The sequence below is a fragment of the Mesorhizobium sp. CNPSo 4688 genome, assembly GCF_057784295.1.
Genome location: NZ_JBWLUY010000010.1, coordinates 121,071 through 141,362 on the forward strand (window position 1 = coordinate 121,071; position 20,292 = coordinate 141,362).

A 20,292-nucleotide genomic window follows, 5' to 3' on the forward strand; every position below is an offset into this window, starting at 1 on the left:
TCAGCCGGCTTTCCCGTTGTCCGGATGATTTTCCCTGAGGAATGACAGCACTTCCGACGCCGGCACATCCTTGGCAATAAAAGCCTGGCCGATGCCGCGCGTCAGGATGAAGGTCAGCGCGCCGCGCGACACTTTCTTGTCCTGGGTGATGAAGCCAAGCAGCGCCTCGGCGTCGGGCAATTCGCCGGGGATGTCGGACATGCGCCAGGGCAGGCCGACGGCGCGCAGATGCGCCTCGACCCGTGCCGCGTCGTCCGGGCTTGCCAGGTTGAGCCGCGCAGAAAAGCGATGCGCCAGCGCCATGCCGATGGCGACACCTTCGCCATGGACGAGACGGGCGCCGTCATACTGTGTGGCCCCTTCCAGCGCATGGCCGAACGTGTGGCCAAGATTGAGCAGCGCGCGGTCGCCGGTTTCGAACTCGTCGCGGGCAACCACGTCGGCCTTGGCGCGGCAGGCTTCGGCGATGGCCTCGGCTCGCTCCGCACCGCCCGCGAATACTTTTGTCCAGTTCTCTTCCAGCCAGGCGAAAAACGCCGGCCGGTCGATCAGCCCGTATTTGGCGAGCTCGGCATAGCCGGCGCGGAATTCGCGGATCGGCAGCGTATCGAGCACTTCGGTGTCGGCCAGCACCAGCTTCGGCTGGTGGAAGACGCCGACCAAATTCTTGCCGCGCGGGCTGTTGATGCCGGTCTTGCCGCCGACCGAGGAATCGACCTGCGCCAAGAGCGATGTCGGGATCTGGACGAAATTCATGCCGCGGCGCACGATCCCGGCGGCAAAGCCGGTGAGATCGCCGATGACACCGCCGCCAAGCGCTATGACGACGTCGCCACGCTCTAGCTTGGCGGCCAGCACGCCGTCGACCACCTCTTCGAGATGGGCAAAGCTCTTGGTCTTTTCGCCGGCCGGCAGAGTAATCACGGCAGGCTGGATGCCGCCTTTTTCCAGACCGGCCTTCAGTGCGTCGAGATGTGTCGCCGCGACATTGTTGTCGGTGACCACCGCCGCCCTCGTGCCGGGCAGGCGGCGCGATATCTCGGCGCCGGCACGCGTCAAAAGGCCGGGGCCGATCAGGATGTCATAGGCGCGCTCGCCAAGGCCGACCTCGACAATGACAGGCTCGCTCATGGCCGCACCTCGCCCGGCGCCGTGGTGGCCGGAATGCCGAAATGCCCGCACAATGCGTCGACGACCTCTGTCGCAATGACTTCCTTGCGGTCGTCGCGGGTCGGCACGGTAACGTTTGACGTGGCATAGACCGGATAGCGTTCGCCCATCAGCCGCTCCAGCACGGCGCGCGGATCGGGGTTTTTGAGCAAGGGCCGGTTCTGCTTTTTGGAGACGCGCTCCATCAGCAGATCGAGCTCGGCCTTCAGCCACACCGAGACGCCATGCGACGAGATCGCGTCGCGCGTCTGCGCATTCATGAAGGCGCCGCCGCCGGTCGACAGCACCTGCGGGCCGTTTTCCAGGAGGCGCAGGATGACGCGCTGCTCGAGCGCCCGGAATTCGGTCTCGCCATAGCGTTCGAACAGCTCCGGCACGGTCATGCGCGACACGCTTTCAATCTCTTGGTCGCTGTCGATGAACGGCAGCGACAGCATGGCCGCCACCTTGCGGCCGATCGCTGTCTTGCCGGCGCCCATCAGGCCGACAAAGACAATCGAACGACTGCCCAGCCTGTCGAGCAGCGTAGCATGGCTCTCGCCAGGAGGATTAGCTGGTAACGCGTTCATGAAACCATGCTGTTTCTAAGCCGTCTTTGCCGGCGTATCGACATCAAAAGCCGGTTTGCGTCAAGCATGGCACCCTGAGCAGGTCCCGGAAAGTGCAGTGGTTTTCCCGTCGGGACTGGCGTCAAACAAAACCCTTCGTCCTTGAATTGGCCGGATTGGCGTCCCATAAGGGCACAGGGTTTGGAATCGCAGAACAAGAAGACGGGCGAAAATTGATGCCGACACTGTTCCGCTTTGTCGTGACGATGATGATTCTTGCCGGCATTGCCTATGGTATGATGGTGGCGCTGGCGATGTTCGTCGAGCCGAAAAAGGCGGAAATCACCGTGCGCATTCCGCCGGAAAAGCTGAACCCCAAGAAAAACTGACCCGAAGAAACTGACCCAATGCAGGCTGACTTCAGGAAATGAACAGCGCGGCGCGCATCGAAGCCTTTCTCGAAATGATGAGCGCCGAACGCGGTGCCGCCGAAAACACGCTGTCCTCCTATCGCCGCGACCTCGAAGACGCCTCGCGGCAGATTGGCGGCGGGCTAGCCGGTGCTGCTGCGGCCGACATCCGCGCCTATCTCGACGACGTCGCCGCACGCGGTTTTGCGCCGACATCGCAGGCGCGCAAACTGTCGGCGATCCGCCAGTTCTTCAAATTTCTCTATGCCGAGGGCCTGCGCGGCGATGACCCGACCGGCACGCTCGACAGCCCGAAAAAGGGCCGGCCGCTGCCCAAGACGATGAGCGAGGCCGATACCGGCCGGCTGCTCGACCGCGCGGCGCTTGAGGCCGCCGATGATGGCGACGGCGACCGGCTGGCGGCATTGCGCCTGCACGCGCTGGTGGAGGTGCTCTATGCCACCGGCCTGCGCGTCTCCGAACTGGTCGGCCTGCCGGTGACCGTCGCCCAGCGCGACGACCGCTTCTTCATGGTTCGTGGCAAGGGCGACAAGGAGCGCATGGTGCCGCTGTCGGCCAAGGCGCGCACGGCGATGCGGGCCTGGCTCGCGGCCCGCAAAACGGTGCCGGCTTTCGCCGACAGCCCGTTCCTGTTTCCGGCCGCCGGCGACAGCGGCTATCTCTCCCGGCAGGTCTTTGCCCGCGACCTCAAAGGCCTTGCGGCACGGGCCGGCATATCGGCGGCGAAAATATCGCCGCACGTGCTGCGCCATGCTTTCGCCAGCCATCTCCTGCAGAACGGCGCCGATCTCAGGGCGGTGCAGCAACTGCTCGGCCATGCCGATATATCGACCACGCAGATTTACACCCATGTGCTGGAAGAGCGGCTGGTGCGGCTGGTCAACGATCATCATCCGCTTGCCGACTAGGCCTCATATCGCTATGTGAGGGCACGTTCCACCGCGCGGCGCCCCGCTTTTCAGGGTTCCGTCAGTCTTTGCCTTCCGACGCATCGGTCCGCTCAAGAATGTACAATTACCTCGATTTCGAAAAGCCGGTGCAGGACCTTGAACTCAAGATCCTCGAGCTGAAGAAGCTTGCCGAGAATGGCGAGGCGGTCGATGTCGGCGACGAAATCAGCCGGCTTGAGAAGCGCGTGCGCGACGCGCTGCGCGATATCTACAAGGCGCTGACGCCGTGGCAGAAGGTGCAGGTGGCGCGCCACACCGACAGGCCGCATTGCGTCGACTACATCAAGGGCCTGTTCAGCGACTTCACGCCGCTCGCCGGCGACCGCAATTTCGGCGAGGACCAGGCGATCATCGGCGGCTTCGCCCGCTTCCGCGGCGAACCGGTGGCCGTCATCGGCCAGGAAAAAGGCTCGGACACGGCGAGCCGGCTCAAGCATAATTTCGGCTCGGTCCGGCCTGAAGGCTACCGCAAAGCGGTGCGGCTGATGGAGCTTGCCGACCGCTTCAAGATCCCGCTTCTGACGCTGGTCGACACCGCCGGCGCCTATCCCGGTGTCGGCGCCGAGGAACGCGGCCAGGCCGAAGCCATCGCCCGTTCGACCTCGGCTTGTCTTGGCCTCAAAGTGCCGTCGATCTCGGTCGTCATCGGCGAAGGCGGCTCGGGCGGCGCCATTGCCATCGCCACGGCCAACCGCGTCTACATGCTGGAACACGCCATCTATTCGGTGATCTCGCCGGAGGGCGCCGCCTCGATCCTGTGGCGCGACACCACGCGCTCCAAGGATGCGGCGACCAACATGAAGATCACCGCGCAGGACCTTCTGGAAATGAAGATCATCGACGCCATCATTCCCGAGCCGCTCGGCGGCGCTCAGCGCGCGCCCGAAACGGTGATCGCCGCCACCGGCGACCTCATCGCCAAGACGATGAAGGATTTTGCCGGCGCCAACACCGATTTTCGCGAGCAGCGCCGGGAAAAATACCTGGCGATGGGCCGCAGCCTCTGATTTCAGGCCGGCCGGGCGCCGCAATGTGGCGTCAGCGAGCAATTTCGCCACAAAAATGCCGCCGCATTCGGTTCAATGAAAAGTCCGTGACATCGAGCGAAATGCCGTGGGGGCAGCCGTCCGGAGCTTGCGGTAAGGAATTTTCAAGGTTAACGGGCTTAGGGTCCGTGAAGGTTTAGTGTGTTGGCCTGCGGCTGCGAAGCCCCACGCCCCGGGAAAAAGACATAGCCGTAACCATGTTTGCCAAGCTTGCCCGCACCGGAATACTGATTGCCGCCCTCGGCGTCGCCGGCTGCAACGATTCCTCGATGAAGGATTTCGCGCCGGAAGCCAACAAGCCGCTGCCGGACAAGATCCTCGCCGACATGAAGGCCAAGGGCATGGTCCGCACCTCGTCGGTGATGGCCCGCATCTTCAAGGAAGAAGGCAAGCTCGAGATCTGGAAGGCCAAGACCACCGGACGCTACGAGATGGTTGCCAGCTACGACATCTGCAAATGGTCGGGCAAGCTCGGCCCGAAATACACCGAGGGCGACCGCCAGGCGCCGGAAGGTTTTTACACGGTTCGCCCATCGCAGATGAACCCGCGCTCGAACTATCACCTGTCCTTCAACATCGGCTATCCCAACGCCTATGATCGTGCCAATGGCCGCACCGGCGCCAATCTGATGGTGCATGGCGCTTGTTCGTCGTCGGGCTGCTATTCGATGACCGATCCGCAGATCGAGCAGATTTACGCCTTCGGCCGCGACGCCTTCCAGGGCGGCCAGACCGAGTTCCAGATCCAGGCCTTTCCGTTCCGCATGACCGCCGCCAACATGGCGCGCTATCGCAACGACCCGAACTACGAGTTCTGGAAGATGCTGAAGGTCGGCTACGACAATTTCGAGATCACAAAGGTGCCGCCGAAGGTCGACGTCTGCGAGAAGCGCTATGTCTTCAACCAGGTGGCGCCCGAAGGCACGACCTTCGATCCGACCGGCGCCTGCCCTCCGACCACGCAGCCGGATTCGTTGAAGAGCGCCTACAACGCCTATCAAAGCAGCTATGACGCGGCCTTCAGCGGCGCCGTCAAGGCCAGCGTGCCGGCGCCCAAGCCGACCATCGCCGGCATCAAGGAAGCCAGCATCGTTTCCGACTGGTCGAAGCGGCGCGCCCGCGGCGAGCGCGTGCCGATCGATCCGCCGTCGCTCAATGCCGATGGCACGGTGACCGAGACGGCGCGCATGGGCCGCATCGATTCGCCGGCCGGCCGCAAGATGGCCGCGCTCGACGCCGAGAAGGAAGCCAAGCGCAAGGCCGAAGAACAGCGGGTTGCGGCCATCGAAGCCGCGAAAGCCGCCAAGGCCCAGGCACTGGCTGAAAAGGAAGCGGCCAAGGCCCAGGCGCTGGCCGAGAAGGAAGCAGCCAAGCAGGCCGCCCAGCAACCGGTCGCCACCGCCAGCGTCGAGGCAGCCCCAGCCGAGCCGCAGGCCGACGAAAGCCGGCTGGCAAAGATCAAGAACAAGCTGCTCGGCATGTTCGGCGGCTGAGCGCTTGGCCAAACGCGCTTCCGTCTACGATCTCAAGGGGCTGAACTGCCCCCTGCCCGTTCTCAAGGCGAAGAAACGCCTGGCGGCAATGCAGCCGGGTAGCCAGCTGTGGCTGGAGACCACCGACCCGCTGGCCGTTATCGACATCCCCGCCTTTTGCGCCGACGCCGGGCATCAGCTGGTCGAAACTGCGGCCGTCACCGGCGGCCATCGCTTCCTGGTCGAGCGCGGCGCTTAGCGCCCTGGAAATGCTCTAGCCCCCGGCAATCGCCAGCGGATTGCTCTCCAGCGCCGCACGATCCGGCGTGTCGATCGACGGGCGGTTGGTGAAGGCGGCAAACAGCCGGCGCACATAGTCTTCCGGCATATCGAGCGTGATCAGCACCAGCCTGGTGCCGCGCTGGCCGTCCGGCCAGGACGGCAGCCGCGCCGGCGGATGCAGAATCCTCTGCACGCCGTGGACGACCAGCGGCCGTGACGGATCTTCCGTAAGCTCGATGACGCCCTTCATGCGCAACAGCTTGTCGCCATGCGCCGAGCGCAACAGGTCGAGGAACATCTCGATCGCCGAAAACGGCACGGGCCCGTCATGGACCAGCGAATAGGAACGCACACGGGAATCGTGGCGGTGCTCGGCGTGATCATGATCGCCGTGGCCATGGTGATGGTGGTCGCCATGATCATGGTGATGTTCATGCGCGGCTTCTTCGCCGAGCCAGCGCTGGACATCGGCGGATTTGGTCGCCGGATTGTAGAGGCCGCAATCGAACAGCGCCGCGACGCCGGTTTGGCTGTCACCGGCCTCCAGCACTCTGGCTCCCGGATTGAGCTGATGGAGCCGCGCCCGCAGGGCCTTGAGATCGGCGGGATCGCCGGCCAGATCGACCTTGGTCAGCACGATACGGTCGGCCACCGCCACCTGTTTGACCGCCTCGACATGACCATCGAGCGTGGCATTGCCGTTGACCGCGTCGACCAGTGTGATGACGCCGTCGAGCCTGAACGCCTGGACAAGCGCCGGATGCGCCATGATCGACTGCAGCACCGGCGCCGGATCGGCGAGCCCGGTGGTCTCGACAACGACGCGGGCAAGGCGGGCTATACGACCTGTCTGCAGCCTGTCGACGAGGTCGGCCAGCGTGTCGACCAGTTCGCCGCGCACCGTGCAGCACAGGCAGCCATCGGACAGCTGGATGATGCCGTCGGAGGCCTGCTCGACCAAGAGATGGTCCATCGCAACCTCGCCGAATTCGTTGATGATAACGGCGGTATCGACCAGCGCCGGATCCTTGAGCAGCCGGTTGAGCAATGTCGTCTTGCCGGCGCCGAGGAAGCCGGTGAGCACAGTGACGGGTATCGGAAAGCTGGCCATCGGCCTAGTTCGCGGCCTTGACCGGCTGGTCGCCTTGCACCGCGGTTGCCGAACCCACCACGACCGGTTCCGAGCCCTTTGGCGCCGGGATGTCAGGCCGCCAGTTCGGCAGCGGCACATCGGCGAATTCCTGGCCGCCCTGGTCGAGCATTGCCTTCGGCGCCGGCCCGGTGGCGCCGCCGAGGCCGACGGCAACCAGCGTCGGCACGTGGTCGAGCTTTTCCCGATAGGGCGATTTCGGTGCGGCCGCAGCGTCTTTTGGGGCCACCGGCGGCGCTGCCTCGGACTGTTCTTCGGGCGCCTTCTTCTTGCAGATCTCGTCATGCATGTCGTGGGGTGACATGGTGTCGCCATAGGAAGGCATGGCCGCGACCGTGAGCCAGTTCGGCTCGGACATGGCAAAGCCCTGGTCGAGCAGCCTGGCGGCGGTCTCGGCGCGGCTGATCGCCGATTTTTCGCCAAGCACGACAGCGACCAGCGTGCGCCCATTGCGGGTCGCCGAGCCGATCATGTTGAAGCCCGAGGGACAGACGAAGCCGGTTTTCATGCCGTCGGCGCCGGGATAGCGGCCGATCAAGAGATTGTAGTTTGAGATCGCCTTCTTGCCGACGGCAAGGCCTTCGATCGAGAACCAGGGCGCATATTGCGGGAATTCCTTGCGGATCGCCATCACCAGCAAGGCAAGGTCACGCGCCGTCGTATACTGCTCCGGCGAAAACAGCCCGTTCGGGTTGACGAAATGCGTCCCGGTCATGCCGAGCCGCGCGGCTTCAGCGTTCATGCGGATGGCGAAGCCGGCCTGCGAGCCGCCTATATTCTCGCCGACAGCCATCGCGATGTCGTTGGCCGATTTGACCAGCATCATCTTCAGCGCATTGTCGAGCCGCATCACCGAACCAGGCTTGAAGCCCATCTTGCTCGGCGGTTCGCCGGCCGAATGCTTGGTCACCTTGATCGGTGAATCGAGTTGGACCTCGCCGGCGGCAATCGCCCGGAAGGTGACATAGGCAGTCATCAGCTTGCTCAGCGAAGCCGGATACCAGCGGCTGAAGGCGTCCTGATGCTGCAGGACCTTGCCGCTGTTCAGGTCGAACAGGACAATCGGATTGGCCGAAGCCGGCCCAGCCAGCATCGGCAGCGCCAAGGCGCCCGTTAGCAGTAATTTGAGGATATGGCTGTGCCGCATCATGGAATCCGAAATCGCCTCTTGCCGTAGTCGCCCCTGGCTCCGTAAGATTTCGTTACGCGATGGCCAGCATGATGAGATCCGGCCCTCAATTTCCGGATCACGTTGTTTGCGGTGCTATTTACCCTATGTGACGCCAAGATGGCAAAGTGCCTGGCAATCACAATTGCAAAGCAGCAGGCCAGACCGTCTGCTCCAACAGCGAGATGGAACCATTATGCCGATTCTGAACCGCGCCGCCGAGATGCAGGATGAAGTTGCCGGCTGGCGACGCCATCTGCACCAGACACCAGAACTGAATTTCGATGTCTTCAAGACCGCGGCCTTCGTCACCGAGAAGCTGAAGGAGTTCGGCTGCGACGACGTGGTGACGGGCCTCGGCAAGACCGGCGTCGTCGGCATCATCCATGGCCGCAAGGGCGATGGCGCGACCATTGGCTTGCGCGCCGACATGGACGCGCTGCCGATCAACGAGATCACCGGCAAGTCCTACGCCTCGACCGTTCCCGGCAAAATGCACGCCTGCGGCCATGACGGCCACACGGCAATGCTTCTGGGCGCAGCCAAATACCTAACCGAGACGCGCAATTTCGCCGGCTCCGTGGCTGTCATCTTCCAGCCGGCGGAGGAAGGCGGCGGCGGCGGCAACGAGATGGTCAAGGACGGCATGATGGAGCGCTTCGACATTTCCAGAGTGTTCGGCATGCACAACATGCCGGGCCTGCCGGTCGGCCAGTTCGCCATCCGGCCGGGCCCGATCATGGCGGCGACGGCCGAGTTCACCATCACCGTCAAGGGCCGCGGCGGCCACGCGGCGATGCCGCACGGCACGATCGACCCGATCGTCATCGCCAGCCAGCTTGTCGGCGCCCTGCAGACCGTTGCCTCGCGCAGCACCGACCCGGTCGAGGCCGTAGTGGTGTCGGTGACCAAATTCCACGCCGGCGACGCCTACAACGTCATTCCCGAGATCGCCGAGATCGCCGGCACGGTGCGCACGCTGAAAAAGGAGATCGCCAAGAAGTCGGAAGAGCGCATCCGCGCCATTTGCGACGGTATTGCCACCGCCTTCGGCGCGACGATCACTGTCGACTATGACGCCAACTACCCCGTGACCTTCAACAATCCGGAAGAAACCGTCTTTGCCAGCGATGTCGCGGCAAGTGTCGCCGGCGACACCCAGGTCCACCGCGCCATCCAGCCGGTGATGGGCGGCGAGGATTTCTCCTACATGCTGGAAGCCCGGCCCGGCGCCTTCATCTTCATCGGTAATGGCGAGACCGCCGGCCTCCACCACCCGGCCTACGACTTCAACGACGAAGTCATCCCGCACGGCATGAGCTACTGGGTGAAACTGGCCGAAACAGCGCTCGCCGCCTAACCTATGCCGCCGAAAGGCCGGCCGATTTGCCTTCGGCCGGCCTCTTGATCTGCCTTCGGCGAGCCTCTTGGCGAAACGATCCGAAGCGGCTATGTGTCTGGCCGCGTGGTCCCGTAGCTCAGTAGGATAGAGCGGCAGATTCCTAATCTGTAGGTCACAGGTTCGATTCCTGTCGGGATCACCAAACAAAATCAAGGCGTTGGTGGAATGAAGCCCGCAAGGCAGTCTCCCGTGGGGGCGCCGCTGGGGACGCGAGACGCCGCGAGCGTGCTTAAGCTGCCCGTCGTAGTCCCCGTCGCACGTCCTCGACGTACCACTGCAGCGCCTGCCATGGGTCATCTTCGAGCAGCCTCACCGCCTCGGCGTAGGCCTCGCCCTCGCCAAAGTCCTCCTTGAGGCTTTCAATGTGTCCCTTCATCCACTCGGCCACGGCGGTCTCAAGGATGCCGTAGTCGATTCGCTCGCTGCGCTGCTCGAAGGTCTTCATCTGGTCTAGCTCCTGTTGTCGCCCCCATCGGATAGAGGGCCGGCCCCGAACCCGTCAAATCAGGAATAGTCAATGTGCCGGTGGAGACATCCCTCGACCGGGAACGTCCCGCCTGTGGAGCGAATCGACAGACCGCCCCGACACACCTCTTGGGGGCGATGCATCGGGACGGGAAAGTCGTTGTGGATCAGAGACCGTGCGCCTTCCGAGCCGCTGCTATGGCCTGAGCATGTCCATGGAAGACATGCCACTCGCCCTTGGCCGCAGCCCTGCGAAGCGCCGGGTAGTCGGCCTCGTCGACGTGCTCGAAGTAGGTCTGAAGGTTCAGCCCATGCTGCCGCAAAACGTTGCGGTCGAGGTGCTGGTTAAATGCAGTCTCGACCACAGCCGCCTCCACCGGGTCGATCCCGTACGCTTCGCCGGTAAGGATTTGTCCGGTCTCCACGTAGGCATCCACGATGAACTGCTGTTGGGGTTCGCTGTGAGTGTCCCTGAAGCGGTCAAGGCTCTGGTCAGCCATGCGGACAAACTCGGCATGTTGTTTCTCTTCTCTCTCGTCGTCGGTTAGTTCCTCGTCGGCCTCCCCGGCCTTGTCATCCACGGTGGGCAACGGAGCGGCATCAACCGCCCCGTCACTCTCGGCCCCCGTGGCTACCTGAAAGAATAGCCGTAGGGGACCAGAGCCGCGTTCACAGCCGCGACGTAATCGCCCTGGCTGATCTCCCCACGTGCCGCCATGTCTTTGGCTTGCTGGGCTCCCAACTGGATGCCACCAACGGTCACCGCAAGCTGATCTACAAGGGCCTGCGGAGCTGAGCCGTTCATCGGCTTAGCCGCTGCTATCTGGGCTTTCTGGCCTTCGGTCAGGGCCTGCCCGGTGTTGATGCCAAGGCGCTTAGCCTGAAGCTGTTGATTTGCCCGAAGGCCTGCTTCCGTTTGTGCCGCGATCTGCTCGTTGAAATCGGCCTCCCTGCGGTCTTTCTCGGCCTGCTCATGGTCCCGCCGCATCTGATCCACCCGGTCTTCAAGGGCCTGTCGCTCCCGTGCTTCCTGAGCGCGGATGTCGATCTGGTTGCTGTTGATCTGGAGCCCGGAGGCCTTGCTGAAATCGTTCATGGTGTTCGTTCCTTCTGGTCGTGATGGATCGCCCCGGCGCGTCATTGCTCCGGGTGCGGTATGTCAGTCTTGGTGGTGGCTGGGTCAGCGCCTTGGCGTGAACCCAAAGGTCATCGTCTGTGGGGCTTCAGGACGCGCGCTAAGGCCTGTTGGGGTAGTTGCTCCGGCAAGACCATCGCTGCCTCCGGCCACCCTTCCACGCGGCGCTGTGGGTCTCATAGACATCTCGGCAATACGCCGTGCGACTGCCACAGCCTCAAGCTCGGGATAGCCGTAGACTTCAAAGCATCGTTCAGCAGCCGTGTTGAAGCTGTGGGTCCATTCGATGCCGATCCCCGGTAGCCTTCGGTCCAACTCGGAGACGGTTTCCCAGTCGTCCGCTTTGATCCACTCGACCAACGCAAGGGCCGCTTCTCGCGTGGGGTAGGTCGCGACCCAATCCCCCCGCCTGATGTCGTCAAGGTTCAAAGCGAGCGTTCCTATCGTTGCGCCACCTAAGCGGCCCGTGCTTCACGATTAGGGGCAGATGGTCATGGAAGGTTTCCCCATGCTCGCTGCCCGCTGTAGACGCCTCCAGCATGTCGATAACGCTAGGCTCATTGTCCCGCGACGGATGCCGAACGGGAAGGCGGTTCAACCAGTCTAGGGCGTCCAGTTCGACATGCCCGCGAAGACCAGCCTTGGCGGCTCCTTTGCCGACCAGCCGCTTCAGTTCCATGTTCAGCATTGACCGGCTGGTGATGTACGCGCGGTCGGCCCATTTGCCGGTGGTGTGAACCCTCTGCCTGCGGGTCCGCTTCATCTCGACCGTCTGGATGATCCATTCACGGTCGGTCTCGACAACCCGGATTGCTGGGGTGATCTGGCGGGTTATCTCAGCCATTTGTTGCCTCCTTGACCAGACGCGCGGCCTCTCGCTTCATCCTCCGCACCTCGGCAACCTGGGCCTTGTTGCGGTGATACCATTCCCGGCTGATTTCCTTGGCGCGAGCCGGGTTCGCTGCTCGCCATTCTCGACCGTGTATCCGCCATGCAATGCGGTCGGCCTCAGTCGACATGATAGGGGTTGGCTCCTGTGGTAATGTTCATCGGTTGTGATCCTTTCGGGTGGGTGTTCGTGGTGACATTCGAGCTTCCCTTAAAGGGACGCCTCTGGTTGACGTGGAAGGGTGAAGACCTGTGGAGGGGAGACAGTCGGTCATCCAAGCCTGTGGAGGCCAGACTTCAGGGCTCGTTGGGGTTCCCTCTGGCTATGACCTTGGAACAGGGGAAATCCAGAGAGTAGACCAAGCTGTGAGTGAAGCTGTGCTGAGGTGGATCAGGGTACTCAGGAAACACATTCCATGGTCTTCGGAGCGAAGCGACCAAGGACAACTCAGAAATAAGGGTATCTCTAGGTTGTCTCTGGTTTCAGAGGGCTTGTAGAGGGGTGTCTTATGTCCCTGATCCACTCAGGAGAACCTTGGTGTCATCTTCGGACAAACCTATCGTCGATAGGAAACCCGAAGGGCTGACCAAGGTAAACCCGAAGGGGATGTCCCTGAGGGGAGTTGTGCCTATATGCGGTAGTCAACCATCTATCTTGTTGTTATGATTGAGAAATCAGACTTCGATGCCCTCACAACTTCCGGGTTGGTTTGTACACTAATGATCTTTGGCCTGTGCGTTTGCGCGACGCGATCTGCGCCTTGATTGCAGCGACATGCTTTGATACCGCCTGCTTGGAGATGCCGAGCAGCGCCGCCACGTCGGATTGAGGCCATCCATCCACGACGTAGAAGGCAACCTTCTCGCGGGTGCTGGCTCCGATGCCCTCGGCTGTCCACGGATCGAAACCGAGAAGGTCAGCGACCATGGGAGGCTGTGCGGCCCTCAGGTATGCCCAGACATCGAACGGAGCGCGTCCACGCTTGGTCACCTCATGGCGCTGCACACGGCCCCGCCAAGCGATCCCCCTCCGCTCAGCTTCCAGAGCCTCACAGGGCTGCGACAGGTGAGATCGGATGGCACGGTCGGTGATCCCCAGCACTTTCGCTGATGCGGGCTGCGAGAAGCCCTCAGCGCGTAGGACGAGGGCGGCCTTATGGTTGAACTCTGGCGCGCGTTCATTGTCCTTGCGGGTGGCCTCTTGGTAGCGTTGGGTTGTCCACCGGGGGCCTTTCTCCCGGAACGCCTCGACCGCTGCAGTCCAGTCCGCCGAGACCTTGGAGAAGTTCATCTCGACGGGATCGAATGAAGTCATGCTGGTTCCTTGATGCTGATGGTTCAATGGGCAGTGCCTCATACAAAACAAATCCATGGTCGGCGGTTTCATACAAAGCGGTTCTCAAAACAGATAGAGGGACACGCGCGCCTCACCAAAGCTGACCCGCCAAGCGCCACGTCCCGCTGCCCCGGAAGGTGCAAACAGGGCAACAGGCAGTCGCAATGCAGGGGAGAACCGCGCGGGTCAGCTTGGGAGAGGAGCGTCTCGTAGTGCTAGTGGAAGGGTTATTCGCCTTCACAGTGCTAGTGGGGGCCTTATCGCCCTGGTAGTGCTAGTGGTCACCCTAACGCCTTCACAGTGCTAGTGGAGGCCCTATTGAACCACCTTGGCAGTGCTAGTGGTGCGGGTATTCGCCTTAGCAGTGCTAGTGGGCAACCTATCCGCTTCGTAGTGCTAGTGGTCAGGGTAATCGCCTTCGCAGTGCTAGTGGAGGTGCTATGGCCTTCATAGTGCGCCCCTATCTGGTGAGGAGCCGTTTCGTAGTCCTAGTGGGTGGGTCATTCCCTCGGTAGTCTTAGTGGAGTACCTATTCAGCAAAGTTGGTTTGTCTTGTGAGGCCGGGGGGCATTCACTGTGGAACCCGAGGAGTTGAAAGTTCGCATTGAGATTGCGCTGGCTGGCGGGCGCCTCAGCCAATGGCAAAGACACTTCCTCGTCGACATTCACGCCCGTCTTGTGAAGTACGGCCCCGAAACGCGCCTGACCGACAAGCAGCGCGCCAAGCTCTTTGAGGCTATCGGCTACGCACCACCAATCAGCCAGGCACCGCCGCAGCCCCGCCCTACCGGCCCTCGGTCGACCCCGTGGAGGCCGCGCCGCCGACGGAGCCCACTTGCGCGTGAGGCCCGCTATCTGGCCGGTCGATTTGCCAGAGCCTTTGGCTTCGCACTGGCATTAGTCGTGGGGGGCCTGATCTACTCTTACGTTACCGGAGCCAGCCACATGCCGTCTTCAAGCGGTTGGGCCTCCGGGTCACCAGACACCGAAACCACCACCGTCACGCCGTTGACGAGGAGCCAGTTCACGATCACGGACGGTGATACCATTCGGCTTATTGGTGCCGCGAAAGGGACCCGGCTGGTCGGCTTCAACGCGCCCGAAAGCATCGAGCCAAGGTGCGACGTTGAGGCAGACCTTGGGCGTCGAGCGAAGGCGCGGCTCAAAGAGTTGGTTGCTACAGGGAAGCTGGAGCTGAAGATGATCCCGTGTTCTTGCCCGCCGGGCACTGAGGGGACGGGCAAGTGCAACTACGGGCGTAGCTGCGGTCATCTATTTGCCGATGGCCAAGATGTGGGCGACGTATTGGTGTCAGAGGGGTTGGCCGTGCCGTTCGTCTGCGGCTCCACAAGCTGTCCGCCAACGCCACGCCCTTGGTGTGGGTAGGGCTGCGCTTAAAGCCCCCACACTGCCAACGCCTTCTCGGCGCCTGCCCGATCTCCCTTGATCCTAAGAACGGCCTGTCTGGTCAGTCCTGTTGTTTCGGCAATGGCCGATGCCCCAGCCCCCGCGTCCAGCATCGCGGTTACCCTAGCGAGCCCGTCACGGTCATAGCTAGGCTTCCTGCCACGATACGCCCTCGGGTTGACCCTAGCCGCCTCTATGCCAGCCTTCTGGGCCTCCTTGGTGGCGACCGCTTGTGCCTCTGCCGTTGCCGCCATGAAGGCAATCAGCGCGTCTCTCACGGCCTTCTGTATCGGGTCCTTGGTCGCGCCGTCGAACACCATGGCGTTGATGACGGTCTTGATGATGACGCCATCCCGCATGAAGTGGCGAATGCTGTCCGACACATCCTGATAGTCGCGCCCCAGCCGGTCGACCCAGCGCACCACCAGCGTGTCACCAGGGCGCAGGATGTCGAACAGCCGCTTGCCCTGGGGTCGCTCTGCCAGCTTGGTCGAGACGCCAGACACGCCGTGGTCAGCAACCACCTTGTCGATCTTGAAGCCTGCCTGCTCGGCCTGCTTCTGTTGGTGATCTAGTGTCTGCTCTGCGGTGGATACGCGGGCATAAAGGACGGTCTTAGTCACGGGTCGGCTCCTGTCCGTAAGGGTTCTGTCCGCTGACTAGCCTGCCCGTTGATCGAAGTCAATCCTAACGGACACTCTTTCGGGCACCATTCTGTCTGTACGTTGGACTATACCCTTGCGTACAGTCCTCACTTGCCCTCAGTAGACGTACCACTCGGCTGGAAACGAAAGGGGGCACGGGGGGGCGAGGCGCGTGCCTGTTATCCGATCATCCGCTCAGATTTTTGCACCGAACATTCCCGCCTCGACAAGGTGCATGGTAAAGGTCGTTTGGGCTAAGACGAGGTAGGGACGATGGCGGGGTACGATGTTGGTACGCATTGGCAGCAACTTGTTCTGGCGCCATACCATGAATTTCTTGATGCCGAGAACCACCTTGCGCAAGAGCCAGACGGGTTCAGGGCTGTTCGCGCGGGCATCACTGCAGCTTTCTTCCTCTACCACTTTCACGAAGTGGCGACAGCGAGGGGACTGTTCGGTAGCGCATCGGTTGTCGACGTAAGGCGGAAGATTGAGCTCGCGGCAAGATCGGCGGCAAAGGAGAGCCGGGTGGAAGATCACGGCCTGCTTGAGGAGGTCATAAACGCCGTGAAGCATGGGAGTCTTTATAGGAACAGGCTTTTGTACAACGGTGATCACCAAATCATCCTGATTTCCCCTGGCCGGATAATGGTCCACAACGAAGAGTATCGTGATGGGAACCCGATGGTCATTGTCGAGACTGATGGGGCCGGGGACCGATCGCTTGCCACTATGTGCCAGAATGTAATCTACGGCTGGCGTGACCTTCTCGGACTCCCTGACGGCAACTAAGTCGTGGTGTGAGATCCACTTTTGTGGGGCGCTGATGGATTTCTTGGGGTTCACCTCTTGGGACTGGGCTACCATCTCAAAGACTGTCGTCGGGGCTGGTATAGGCACGGCAGGCGTCCAAGGCGCTCTTTCGTTTCTGAAAGAGGCTAGGGAACGGAAGTTTCATGCCGCCTATGTGGCGCTTCGGATTGCGGTCGCATTGGAGACGTTTGCGGACGCTTGCTTGAAAGTGATCGGAGACAACGACCTTGCGGAAAGTTCTCGTGGTCACGCTGGCGGGGTGACAACCGACCTTCCCGACACACCAATCTATCCAGCGGATGATGGCGGCTGGCGGTCACTGAGGCCACAACTTGCCGAACGAGCCCTTACATTCCCCGGTAAAGTATCGTCGGCCCAGCGGAGCGTAAGCTTCATGTTTGATGTCGCTGACTACGACAGCGCAGCTGGAGCTTGCTACGACGCCTGCGCGAGGCTGGGAACAGAAGCTTTGGACTTGGCCGAGGAATTGCGGCGCGCCTACAGATTTCCGCTGTTCAAGATGAGCGGCGCCGACAAGTTACGATCAGCTGCGGATGAAATTGAGGCCCGGAGGAGCTGAGCCTCGGCGTGTTCGCAGACGCGCCGACGGAAAGTTCTACCAAACATTTCGACCCTCCATTAGCATCGCCTAATGGCTCTCCATTGGTTCAACCCTCCGGTCCCTGTAAGCGGCGAACGCGCAGGCATGACCCACAACGTCAGCAACGTCGAGGCGGCCTCCGAACTTCTCCTTCAGTGGACCAAGCGTGGGCCTAAGTGGAACCTCGCGGTGCGCGTCTGCATGGCCTGCCTGGCTGACCAAGCGACACCTCAGGAGGTTCGCAAAGCGTTCCGAGCTGCTGCAATTGAGGAGGGGAAGCTCCGCACTGCTCATGAGGGGGGCTGAGTGAGCATCTGCGAGGGATGCCTCGTCACTCCATGTCCGGCACGTCGCCACCAACAAAGAGCGTGGTCGGTTCTCCGTATTCGCCCAGCGACGGGTTTGCATCGCGTGACCACGCAATGACCCCGGCATGTTTCCCCGCCAAGCCCTTCGCCGTCCTTATCGCCCGGTCCTCGGTCTGCTGCTCAGCTGGTCCGAAGACAGGCTGAAGGTCGCCGCTCTCATCGCGGTCGAAGGCCGTGACGACTATCAGCTTGGGCATCTTCGGTTGCGGAAGGATGTTGTCTGACATGCTGCGGCCCTTCGTTGGAGGTTCGTTAATCGGCCCCACCGCGCTGGCGTCGATGCCACCCCCGGCTGAACCCATAGCTGACCGCAGGAGCCCACAGGGCCACCTCGCGTTCTAATGCGGCCTTGGCTGCCAGAAGCGCCTTCACCGCCTCTCGGGCATCCCCTCCGTAAGCCGCTATGGTCTGATCGACCGCAAGCTCCCAGTCCATGGCGGGAGGATCGACTTGCTGTTGCTCAGCCGGCATTGCTCGGTCTCACAGGTATTTCTCACCATCGCCGCGATGCTCGAAACAGAACCAGTGCGGTTCACGCTTTGGCTTCGCGAAACCCCATCCGGCATCTTTGCCGCAGCCAGGACGCTCGCACCAATGATGCTGGATACCGGGCGCTGTGACGTGTTCTGGGCTTGGAAGCCTGATCTCGTCGCTCATGTCGCCGGCCTCAACCAACGACAGGCGGGGTCTCGTCGTAGCCAATCGCAACCATGCCCGGATGCCGGTAGGCCACGGCAAGTATCTTGGTCTCAAGCTCGCAGTTGTAGACCATAAGCGCCTTCACAGTCTCAAGCGGGCTGTCGTAGCGGGCGATCAACTTCTCCGCTTCGGAGTGCAGTTCGGCTTTGGCGTCAGCGTCTAAATGGATGGTGCCCATTGTCCTACCTCCGTGCCGCCCGGTGTGGTTCCGAGCGAGCGTCAAGTTGTTGCTGAAGGCGCCCGTTGAGGACGATCATTTCCTTGAGCGCCTTCATCACGTCGCCCTTGTTGACGGCTACGAACTTGTCGGCGACGGCTTGAAGAGCAGCCTCTTGGCGGCTGTCGAGCCTGACAATGTGGTCCATGGCGATTACTCCAAACGCTTAGACACCCGCAGTGAACAAAAAGAGAACATAAATGTCAAGGGCGGATTGACCGAGGCAGGAATGAGTTCCTATTTTGGGTCATGCCCGATACTGGTGGAAGACGAAAGCGCGGCGGCGAATGGAAGCTCAGCAATGCCCATGAGATTGGGCAGCTGGTGCTGGTCCGCTGTGGGCTCTGCAACGTCAAACGATGGTATCTGCCGAGTGACCTGAGGGAAATCTTCGGGGACATCGAGGCCGAGCTGGTCGGGAGCAAAATGAGCTGCAAACGGTGCGGCAAGAACGAGTACATGCACGCCGAGACACAGAACCCTTCCGCACCAGAACGGCAGAACATTAGGGTTACGCGGCTTGCCGAGGTTAGGACGGTGCGGCGGGTGGTCTGGAAGGATGAGGACTGAGGAAGGGTGCGGTCCAAGCAGGCATTGGTGCAGTCAGCTATATCTGGAACTGTGAATTTCCGTCGAAATGAATGCACCTCTTACTCGGGCAGGGATAGGTTATTTGCTTGCTTGACACCCGCCTGAAGTGTCTCCACTTCTGGGGGCCATGACGCTCATCAGACCTCGACTAACCGACCATTACGGCATACTGCGATCACAGGCAGAATTGGACTTCGCAATACCGTTTTTCGACGAAGACGTGCCACTGTACGTCGATCCTTTCCTGTTGTGGCGTTCTCCCTCGCATCAGGATCAGGCATTACACACAGGTCTACTGAACGCCTTTAATCACTTGGGCTATTTGGTAGCAAAGGGGGAAGAGACGCAGGCCATAGCAACTCTGATCGCCGCTTCCGAATGTGACGAGGTGGGTCTTGGCTCATCGGCCACGCGAAGGGGAAAGCGCATTGGAGAGGGCAAGGCGGGGGAGATCATATCGCTTTTCAAGCGGGTTCCAAGATATGCGCAATCCGGTTTTCGCCACTTTGAGGAGATTCAGTTTTTTGTCGATGGGATATCCAAGGACCGCATCAGCGACATCACTTGTAGCTTTCTGAAGTCGTTCCTGATCGACTTTACGATTCAGCAATGCGACCGGCTCGGAATACCCAAGCAACGATGCGACGTTGAGAATGTCTACAACGCCAGGAAAAATTCGTTCGAGATCGGGCGAGCCATTGAGTTGCCGGCAAATCCGCGAGACGGAAGGCCCCTGATTTTCGTTCCCAAGCGTTGGCTTAGGTTCGTGCCGTGGATCAACTATGATGACTATTTTGAAAAGCATTGCCCTCAGGATGAAATCTCTCATGCCCCGGAGGAGTTAACCCGCGTCGAGGTCCTCACATACAATCGGGATCACTACGGGGTAGTGAACGCATACATCGAAGCTAAAGAGCGCACGTTTGAAGATTGCCACAACGACCCTCTTTTCTCACAGATTCCTATCACCTCGGCCAAGCGGAAACTCTCGCTCATTCAGAAACTTCCGACAGGAAAGAATGACAATGCAGACAAGAAATATGAGGAGGCAATTGGCCAACTGTTACCTTCGCTTCTCTATCCAAAACTCGATTTTGCTAAAGAGCAGGCGCGTACGAATAGCGGGGTCAGCATTCGAGACCTGATATTCTACAACACGGCTTCGACCCCGTTTCTTGATGACATATACAAAAGCTACGGCTCTCGGCAAATCACCATGGAACTCAAGAACGTCGCTGCAATCGAGCGCGAGCACGTTGATCAGCTAAATCGGTATCTCGCCGACGAGCTGGGCCGGTTCGGCCTGTTTGTTACTCGGAACCCGCTCAAAAAAGCAGAGATGAACCGTACTATCGAATTGTGGTCGGGACAACGAAAGGCGATTGTGACCCTCACTGATGTCGACATCGCTCAGATGGTAGAGCTATTTGAAAGCAAGCAACGCGATCCGTTAGATGTGATTGTAAAGAAATACGTCGAATTTAGGGCAAAATGCCCGTGAGGAATATT

At 61.1% G+C, this 20,292-nt stretch carries 26 protein-coding genes and 1 tRNA gene; 12 read left to right on the forward strand and 15 right to left on the reverse strand.

The window, feature by feature from the left end; genetic code table 11:
- Together aroB and AC04SH_RS20290 are read right to left on the reverse strand one after the other, a co-directional pair.
- Nucleotides 1-1,131 (reverse strand): 3-dehydroquinate synthase, encoded by a 1,131-nt coding sequence (gene aroB / locus AC04SH_RS20285; RefSeq protein WP_488576370.1) that lies wholly within the window; start codon nucleotides 1,129-1,131, stop codon nucleotides 1-3.
- On the reverse strand, nucleotides 1,128-1,739 hold the full coding sequence (locus tag AC04SH_RS20290) for a shikimate kinase (protein WP_488576371.1): 612 nt from the start codon (nucleotides 1,737-1,739) through the stop codon (nucleotides 1,128-1,130). Before AC04SH_RS20290 ends, aroB begins: the two co-directional genes overlap by 4 nt.
- Before the next feature lie 215 nt (nucleotides 1,740-1,954).
- Here AC04SH_RS20290 and AC04SH_RS20295 point away from each other — a divergent pair, with 215 nt between their 5' ends.
- From AC04SH_RS20295 to AC04SH_RS20315, 5 genes are all read left to right on the forward strand, one after another.
- Nucleotides 1,955-2,107 carry a histidine kinase gene (locus AC04SH_RS20295; RefSeq protein ID WP_192258326.1) on the forward strand — a complete coding sequence of 51 codons (153 nt, stop codon included), beginning with the start codon at nucleotides 1,955-1,957 and terminating at the stop codon, nucleotides 2,105-2,107.
- 38 nt (nucleotides 2,108-2,145) lie between these two features.
- On the forward strand, nucleotides 2,146-3,057 hold the full coding sequence (locus AC04SH_RS20300) for a site-specific tyrosine recombinase XerD (protein ID WP_488576372.1): 912 nt from the start codon (nucleotides 2,146-2,148) through the stop codon (nucleotides 3,055-3,057).
- 98 nt (nucleotides 3,058-3,155) lie between these two features.
- Nucleotides 3,156-4,106, forward strand: a complete 951-nt coding sequence (locus tag AC04SH_RS20305) for an acetyl-CoA carboxylase carboxyltransferase subunit alpha (protein ID WP_192258328.1) — start codon at nucleotides 3,156-3,158, stop codon at nucleotides 4,104-4,106.
- 236 nt (nucleotides 4,107-4,342) lie between these two features.
- Nucleotides 4,343-5,638, forward strand: coding sequence for a L,D-transpeptidase family protein (locus AC04SH_RS20310; protein WP_488576373.1), 1,296 nt, complete (start codon nucleotides 4,343-4,345; stop codon nucleotides 5,636-5,638).
- A gap of 4 nt (nucleotides 5,639-5,642) precedes the next feature.
- Complete coding sequence (locus AC04SH_RS20315) at nucleotides 5,643-5,876, forward strand: sulfurtransferase TusA family protein (protein ID WP_488576374.1); 234 nt, start codon at nucleotides 5,643-5,645, stop codon at nucleotides 5,874-5,876.
- 15 nt (nucleotides 5,877-5,891) lie between these two features.
- Here AC04SH_RS20315 and AC04SH_RS20320 read toward each other — a convergent pair whose 3' ends face one another.
- Nucleotides 5,892-7,010, reverse strand: coding sequence for a CobW family GTP-binding protein (locus tag AC04SH_RS20320; RefSeq protein ID WP_488576375.1), 1,119 nt, complete (start codon nucleotides 7,008-7,010; stop codon nucleotides 5,892-5,894).
- 4 nt (nucleotides 7,011-7,014) lie between these two features.
- Entirely contained in the window at nucleotides 7,015-8,196 is a 1,182-nt protein-coding gene (locus AC04SH_RS20325; RefSeq protein WP_488576376.1) for a D-alanyl-D-alanine carboxypeptidase family protein, read from the reverse strand.
- Nucleotides 8,197-8,413: 217 nt separating this feature from the next.
- On the opposite strand from AC04SH_RS20325, the gene AC04SH_RS20330 reads away from it, so the two are divergent.
- Both AC04SH_RS20330 and AC04SH_RS20335 read left to right on the forward strand, forming a co-directional pair.
- The gene (locus AC04SH_RS20330; RefSeq protein WP_488576377.1) at nucleotides 8,414-9,577 is read left to right on the forward strand and encodes a M20 aminoacylase family protein; all 1,164 of its coding nucleotides are present in this window, start codon (nucleotides 8,414-8,416) and stop codon (nucleotides 9,575-9,577) included.
- Between the two features lie 107 nt (nucleotides 9,578-9,684).
- A tRNA-Arg gene (locus AC04SH_RS20335) sits at nucleotides 9,685-9,761 on the forward strand.
- Nucleotides 9,762-9,848: 87 nt separating this feature from the next.
- Here the strand turns inward: AC04SH_RS20335 and AC04SH_RS20340 are convergent.
- From AC04SH_RS20340 to AC04SH_RS20360, 5 genes are all read right to left on the reverse strand, one after another.
- Nucleotides 9,849-10,064: a hypothetical protein gene (locus AC04SH_RS20340; protein WP_488576378.1), complete on the reverse strand. Its 216-nt coding sequence runs from the start codon at nucleotides 10,062-10,064 to the stop codon at nucleotides 9,849-9,851.
- Nucleotides 10,065-10,251: 187 nt separating this feature from the next.
- On the reverse strand, nucleotides 10,252-10,674 hold the full coding sequence (locus AC04SH_RS20345) for a hypothetical protein (RefSeq protein WP_488576379.1): 423 nt from the start codon (nucleotides 10,672-10,674) through the stop codon (nucleotides 10,252-10,254).
- Between the two features lie 41 nt (nucleotides 10,675-10,715).
- On the reverse strand, nucleotides 10,716-11,180 hold the full coding sequence (locus tag AC04SH_RS20350) for a hypothetical protein (RefSeq protein WP_488576380.1): 465 nt from the start codon (nucleotides 11,178-11,180) through the stop codon (nucleotides 10,716-10,718).
- Nucleotides 11,181-11,637: 457 nt separating this feature from the next.
- Nucleotides 11,638-12,063, reverse strand: coding sequence for a hypothetical protein (locus AC04SH_RS20355; protein ID WP_488576381.1), 426 nt, complete (start codon nucleotides 12,061-12,063; stop codon nucleotides 11,638-11,640).
- A 735-nt stretch (nucleotides 12,064-12,798) separates the two neighbouring features.
- Complete coding sequence (locus AC04SH_RS20360) at nucleotides 12,799-13,422, reverse strand: hypothetical protein (protein WP_488576382.1); 624 nt, start codon at nucleotides 13,420-13,422, stop codon at nucleotides 12,799-12,801.
- Nucleotides 13,423-14,019: 597 nt separating this feature from the next.
- On the opposite strand from AC04SH_RS20360, the gene AC04SH_RS20365 reads away from it, so the two are divergent.
- Entirely contained in the window at nucleotides 14,020-14,829 is an 810-nt protein-coding gene (locus AC04SH_RS20365) for a thermonuclease family protein (protein ID WP_488576383.1), read from the forward strand.
- Nucleotides 14,830-14,837: 8 nt separating this feature from the next.
- On the opposite strand, the gene AC04SH_RS20370 is transcribed toward AC04SH_RS20365, so the two are convergent.
- A complete protein-coding gene (locus AC04SH_RS20370) occupies nucleotides 14,838-15,473 on the reverse strand; it encodes a recombinase family protein (RefSeq protein WP_488576384.1) in 636 nt (211 codons plus the stop codon).
- A gap of 216 nt (nucleotides 15,474-15,689) precedes the next feature.
- The gene (locus AC04SH_RS20375; RefSeq protein WP_488576385.1) at nucleotides 15,690-16,361 is read right to left on the reverse strand and encodes a hypothetical protein; all 672 of its coding nucleotides are present in this window, start codon (nucleotides 16,359-16,361) and stop codon (nucleotides 15,690-15,692) included.
- Nucleotides 16,362-16,509: 148 nt separating this feature from the next.
- On the opposite strand from AC04SH_RS20375, the gene AC04SH_RS20380 reads away from it, so the two are divergent.
- On the forward strand, nucleotides 16,510-16,887 hold the full coding sequence (locus AC04SH_RS20380) for a hypothetical protein (protein ID WP_488576386.1): 378 nt from the start codon (nucleotides 16,510-16,512) through the stop codon (nucleotides 16,885-16,887).
- Nucleotides 16,888-16,959: 72 nt separating this feature from the next.
- On the forward strand, nucleotides 16,960-17,214 hold the full coding sequence (locus AC04SH_RS20385) for a DUF982 domain-containing protein (RefSeq protein WP_488576387.1): 255 nt from the start codon (nucleotides 16,960-16,962) through the stop codon (nucleotides 17,212-17,214).
- 25 nt (nucleotides 17,215-17,239) lie between these two features.
- Here the strand turns inward: AC04SH_RS20385 and AC04SH_RS20390 are convergent, their stop codons facing one another.
- From AC04SH_RS20390 to AC04SH_RS20405, 4 genes are all read right to left on the reverse strand, one after another.
- Nucleotides 17,240-17,503, reverse strand: a complete 264-nt coding sequence (locus AC04SH_RS20390; protein WP_488576388.1) for a hypothetical protein — start codon at nucleotides 17,501-17,503, stop codon at nucleotides 17,240-17,242.
- A gap of 253 nt (nucleotides 17,504-17,756) precedes the next feature.
- Nucleotides 17,757-17,933, reverse strand: a complete 177-nt coding sequence (locus AC04SH_RS20395; RefSeq protein WP_488576389.1) for a hypothetical protein — start codon at nucleotides 17,931-17,933, stop codon at nucleotides 17,757-17,759.
- Nucleotides 17,934-17,943: 10 nt separating this feature from the next.
- Entirely contained in the window at nucleotides 17,944-18,153 is a 210-nt protein-coding gene (locus AC04SH_RS20400; protein ID WP_488576390.1) for a hypothetical protein, read from the reverse strand.
- Between the two features lie 4 nt (nucleotides 18,154-18,157).
- On the reverse strand, nucleotides 18,158-18,340 hold the full coding sequence (locus AC04SH_RS20405) for a hypothetical protein (protein WP_488576391.1): 183 nt from the start codon (nucleotides 18,338-18,340) through the stop codon (nucleotides 18,158-18,160).
- Between the two features lie 101 nt (nucleotides 18,341-18,441).
- Between AC04SH_RS20405 and AC04SH_RS20410 the strand changes: the two genes are divergently transcribed.
- Together AC04SH_RS20410 and AC04SH_RS20415 are read left to right on the forward strand one after the other, a co-directional pair.
- Nucleotides 18,442-18,762: a hypothetical protein gene (locus tag AC04SH_RS20410; RefSeq protein ID WP_488576392.1), complete on the forward strand. Its 321-nt coding sequence runs from the start codon at nucleotides 18,442-18,444 to the stop codon at nucleotides 18,760-18,762.
- Between the two features lie 148 nt (nucleotides 18,763-18,910).
- Nucleotides 18,911-20,284 (forward strand): hypothetical protein, encoded by a 1,374-nt coding sequence (locus tag AC04SH_RS20415; RefSeq protein ID WP_488576393.1) that lies wholly within the window; start codon nucleotides 18,911-18,913, stop codon nucleotides 20,282-20,284.
- The last annotated feature ends 8 nt before the right edge of the window (nucleotides 20,285-20,292 follow it).

Bases quoted from the DNA above. Each gene is read 5' to 3' on its own strand.
- AC04SH_RS20405 (WP_488576391.1), bottom strand. From the start codon at position 18,340: ATGGACCACATTGTCAGGCTCGACAGCCGCCAAGAGGCTGCTCTTCAA.
- AC04SH_RS20295 (WP_192258326.1), top strand. From the start codon at position 1,955: ATGCCGACACTGTTCCGCTTTGTCGTGACGATGATGATTCTTGCCGGC.
- AC04SH_RS20360 (WP_488576382.1), bottom strand. From the start codon at position 13,422: ATGACTTCATTCGATCCCGTCGAGATGAACTTCTCCAAGGTCTCGGCG.
- AC04SH_RS20355 (WP_488576381.1), bottom strand. From the start codon at position 12,063: ATGGCTGAGATAACCCGCCAGATCACCCCAGCAATCCGGGTTGTCGAG.
- AC04SH_RS20340 (WP_488576378.1), bottom strand. From the start codon at position 10,064: ATGAAGACCTTCGAGCAGCGCAGCGAGCGAATCGACTACGGCATCCTT.
- AC04SH_RS20305 (WP_192258328.1), top strand. From the start codon at position 3,156: ATGTACAATTACCTCGATTTCGAAAAGCCGGTGCAGGACCTTGAACTC.
- AC04SH_RS20375 (WP_488576385.1), bottom strand. From the start codon at position 16,361: ATGGTAGCCCAGTCCCAAGAGGTGAACCCCAAGAAATCCATCAGCGCC.
- AC04SH_RS20330 (WP_488576377.1), top strand. From the start codon at position 8,414: ATGCCGATTCTGAACCGCGCCGCCGAGATGCAGGATGAAGTTGCCGGC.
- AC04SH_RS20310 (WP_488576373.1), top strand. From the start codon at position 4,343: ATGTTTGCCAAGCTTGCCCGCACCGGAATACTGATTGCCGCCCTCGGC.
- AC04SH_RS20390 (WP_488576388.1), bottom strand. From the start codon at position 17,503: ATGTCAGACAACATCCTTCCGCAACCGAAGATGCCCAAGCTGATAGTC.
- AC04SH_RS20290 (WP_488576371.1), bottom strand. From the start codon at position 1,739: ATGAACGCGTTACCAGCTAATCCTCCTGGCGAGAGCCATGCTACGCTG.
- AC04SH_RS20320 (WP_488576375.1), bottom strand. From the start codon at position 7,010: ATGGCCAGCTTTCCGATACCCGTCACTGTGCTCACCGGCTTCCTCGGC.
- AC04SH_RS20395 (WP_488576389.1), bottom strand. From the start codon at position 17,933: ATGAGCGACGAGATCAGGCTTCCAAGCCCAGAACACGTCACAGCGCCC.
- AC04SH_RS20385 (WP_488576387.1), top strand. From the start codon at position 16,960: ATGGCTCTCCATTGGTTCAACCCTCCGGTCCCTGTAAGCGGCGAACGC.
- AC04SH_RS20410 (WP_488576392.1), top strand. From the start codon at position 18,442: ATGCCCGATACTGGTGGAAGACGAAAGCGCGGCGGCGAATGGAAGCTC.
- AC04SH_RS20400 (WP_488576390.1), bottom strand. From the start codon at position 18,153: ATGGGCACCATCCATTTAGACGCTGACGCCAAAGCCGAACTGCACTCC.
- aroB (WP_488576370.1), bottom strand. From the start codon at position 1,131: ATGAGCGAGCCTGTCATTGTCGAGGTCGGCCTTGGCGAGCGCGCCTAT.
- AC04SH_RS20325 (WP_488576376.1), bottom strand. From the start codon at position 8,196: ATGCGGCACAGCCATATCCTCAAATTACTGCTAACGGGCGCCTTGGCG.
- AC04SH_RS20350 (WP_488576380.1), bottom strand. From the start codon at position 11,180: ATGAACGATTTCAGCAAGGCCTCCGGGCTCCAGATCAACAGCAACCAG.
- AC04SH_RS20415 (WP_488576393.1), top strand. From the start codon at position 18,911: ATGACGCTCATCAGACCTCGACTAACCGACCATTACGGCATACTGCGA.
- AC04SH_RS20300 (WP_488576372.1), top strand. From the start codon at position 2,146: ATGAACAGCGCGGCGCGCATCGAAGCCTTTCTCGAAATGATGAGCGCC.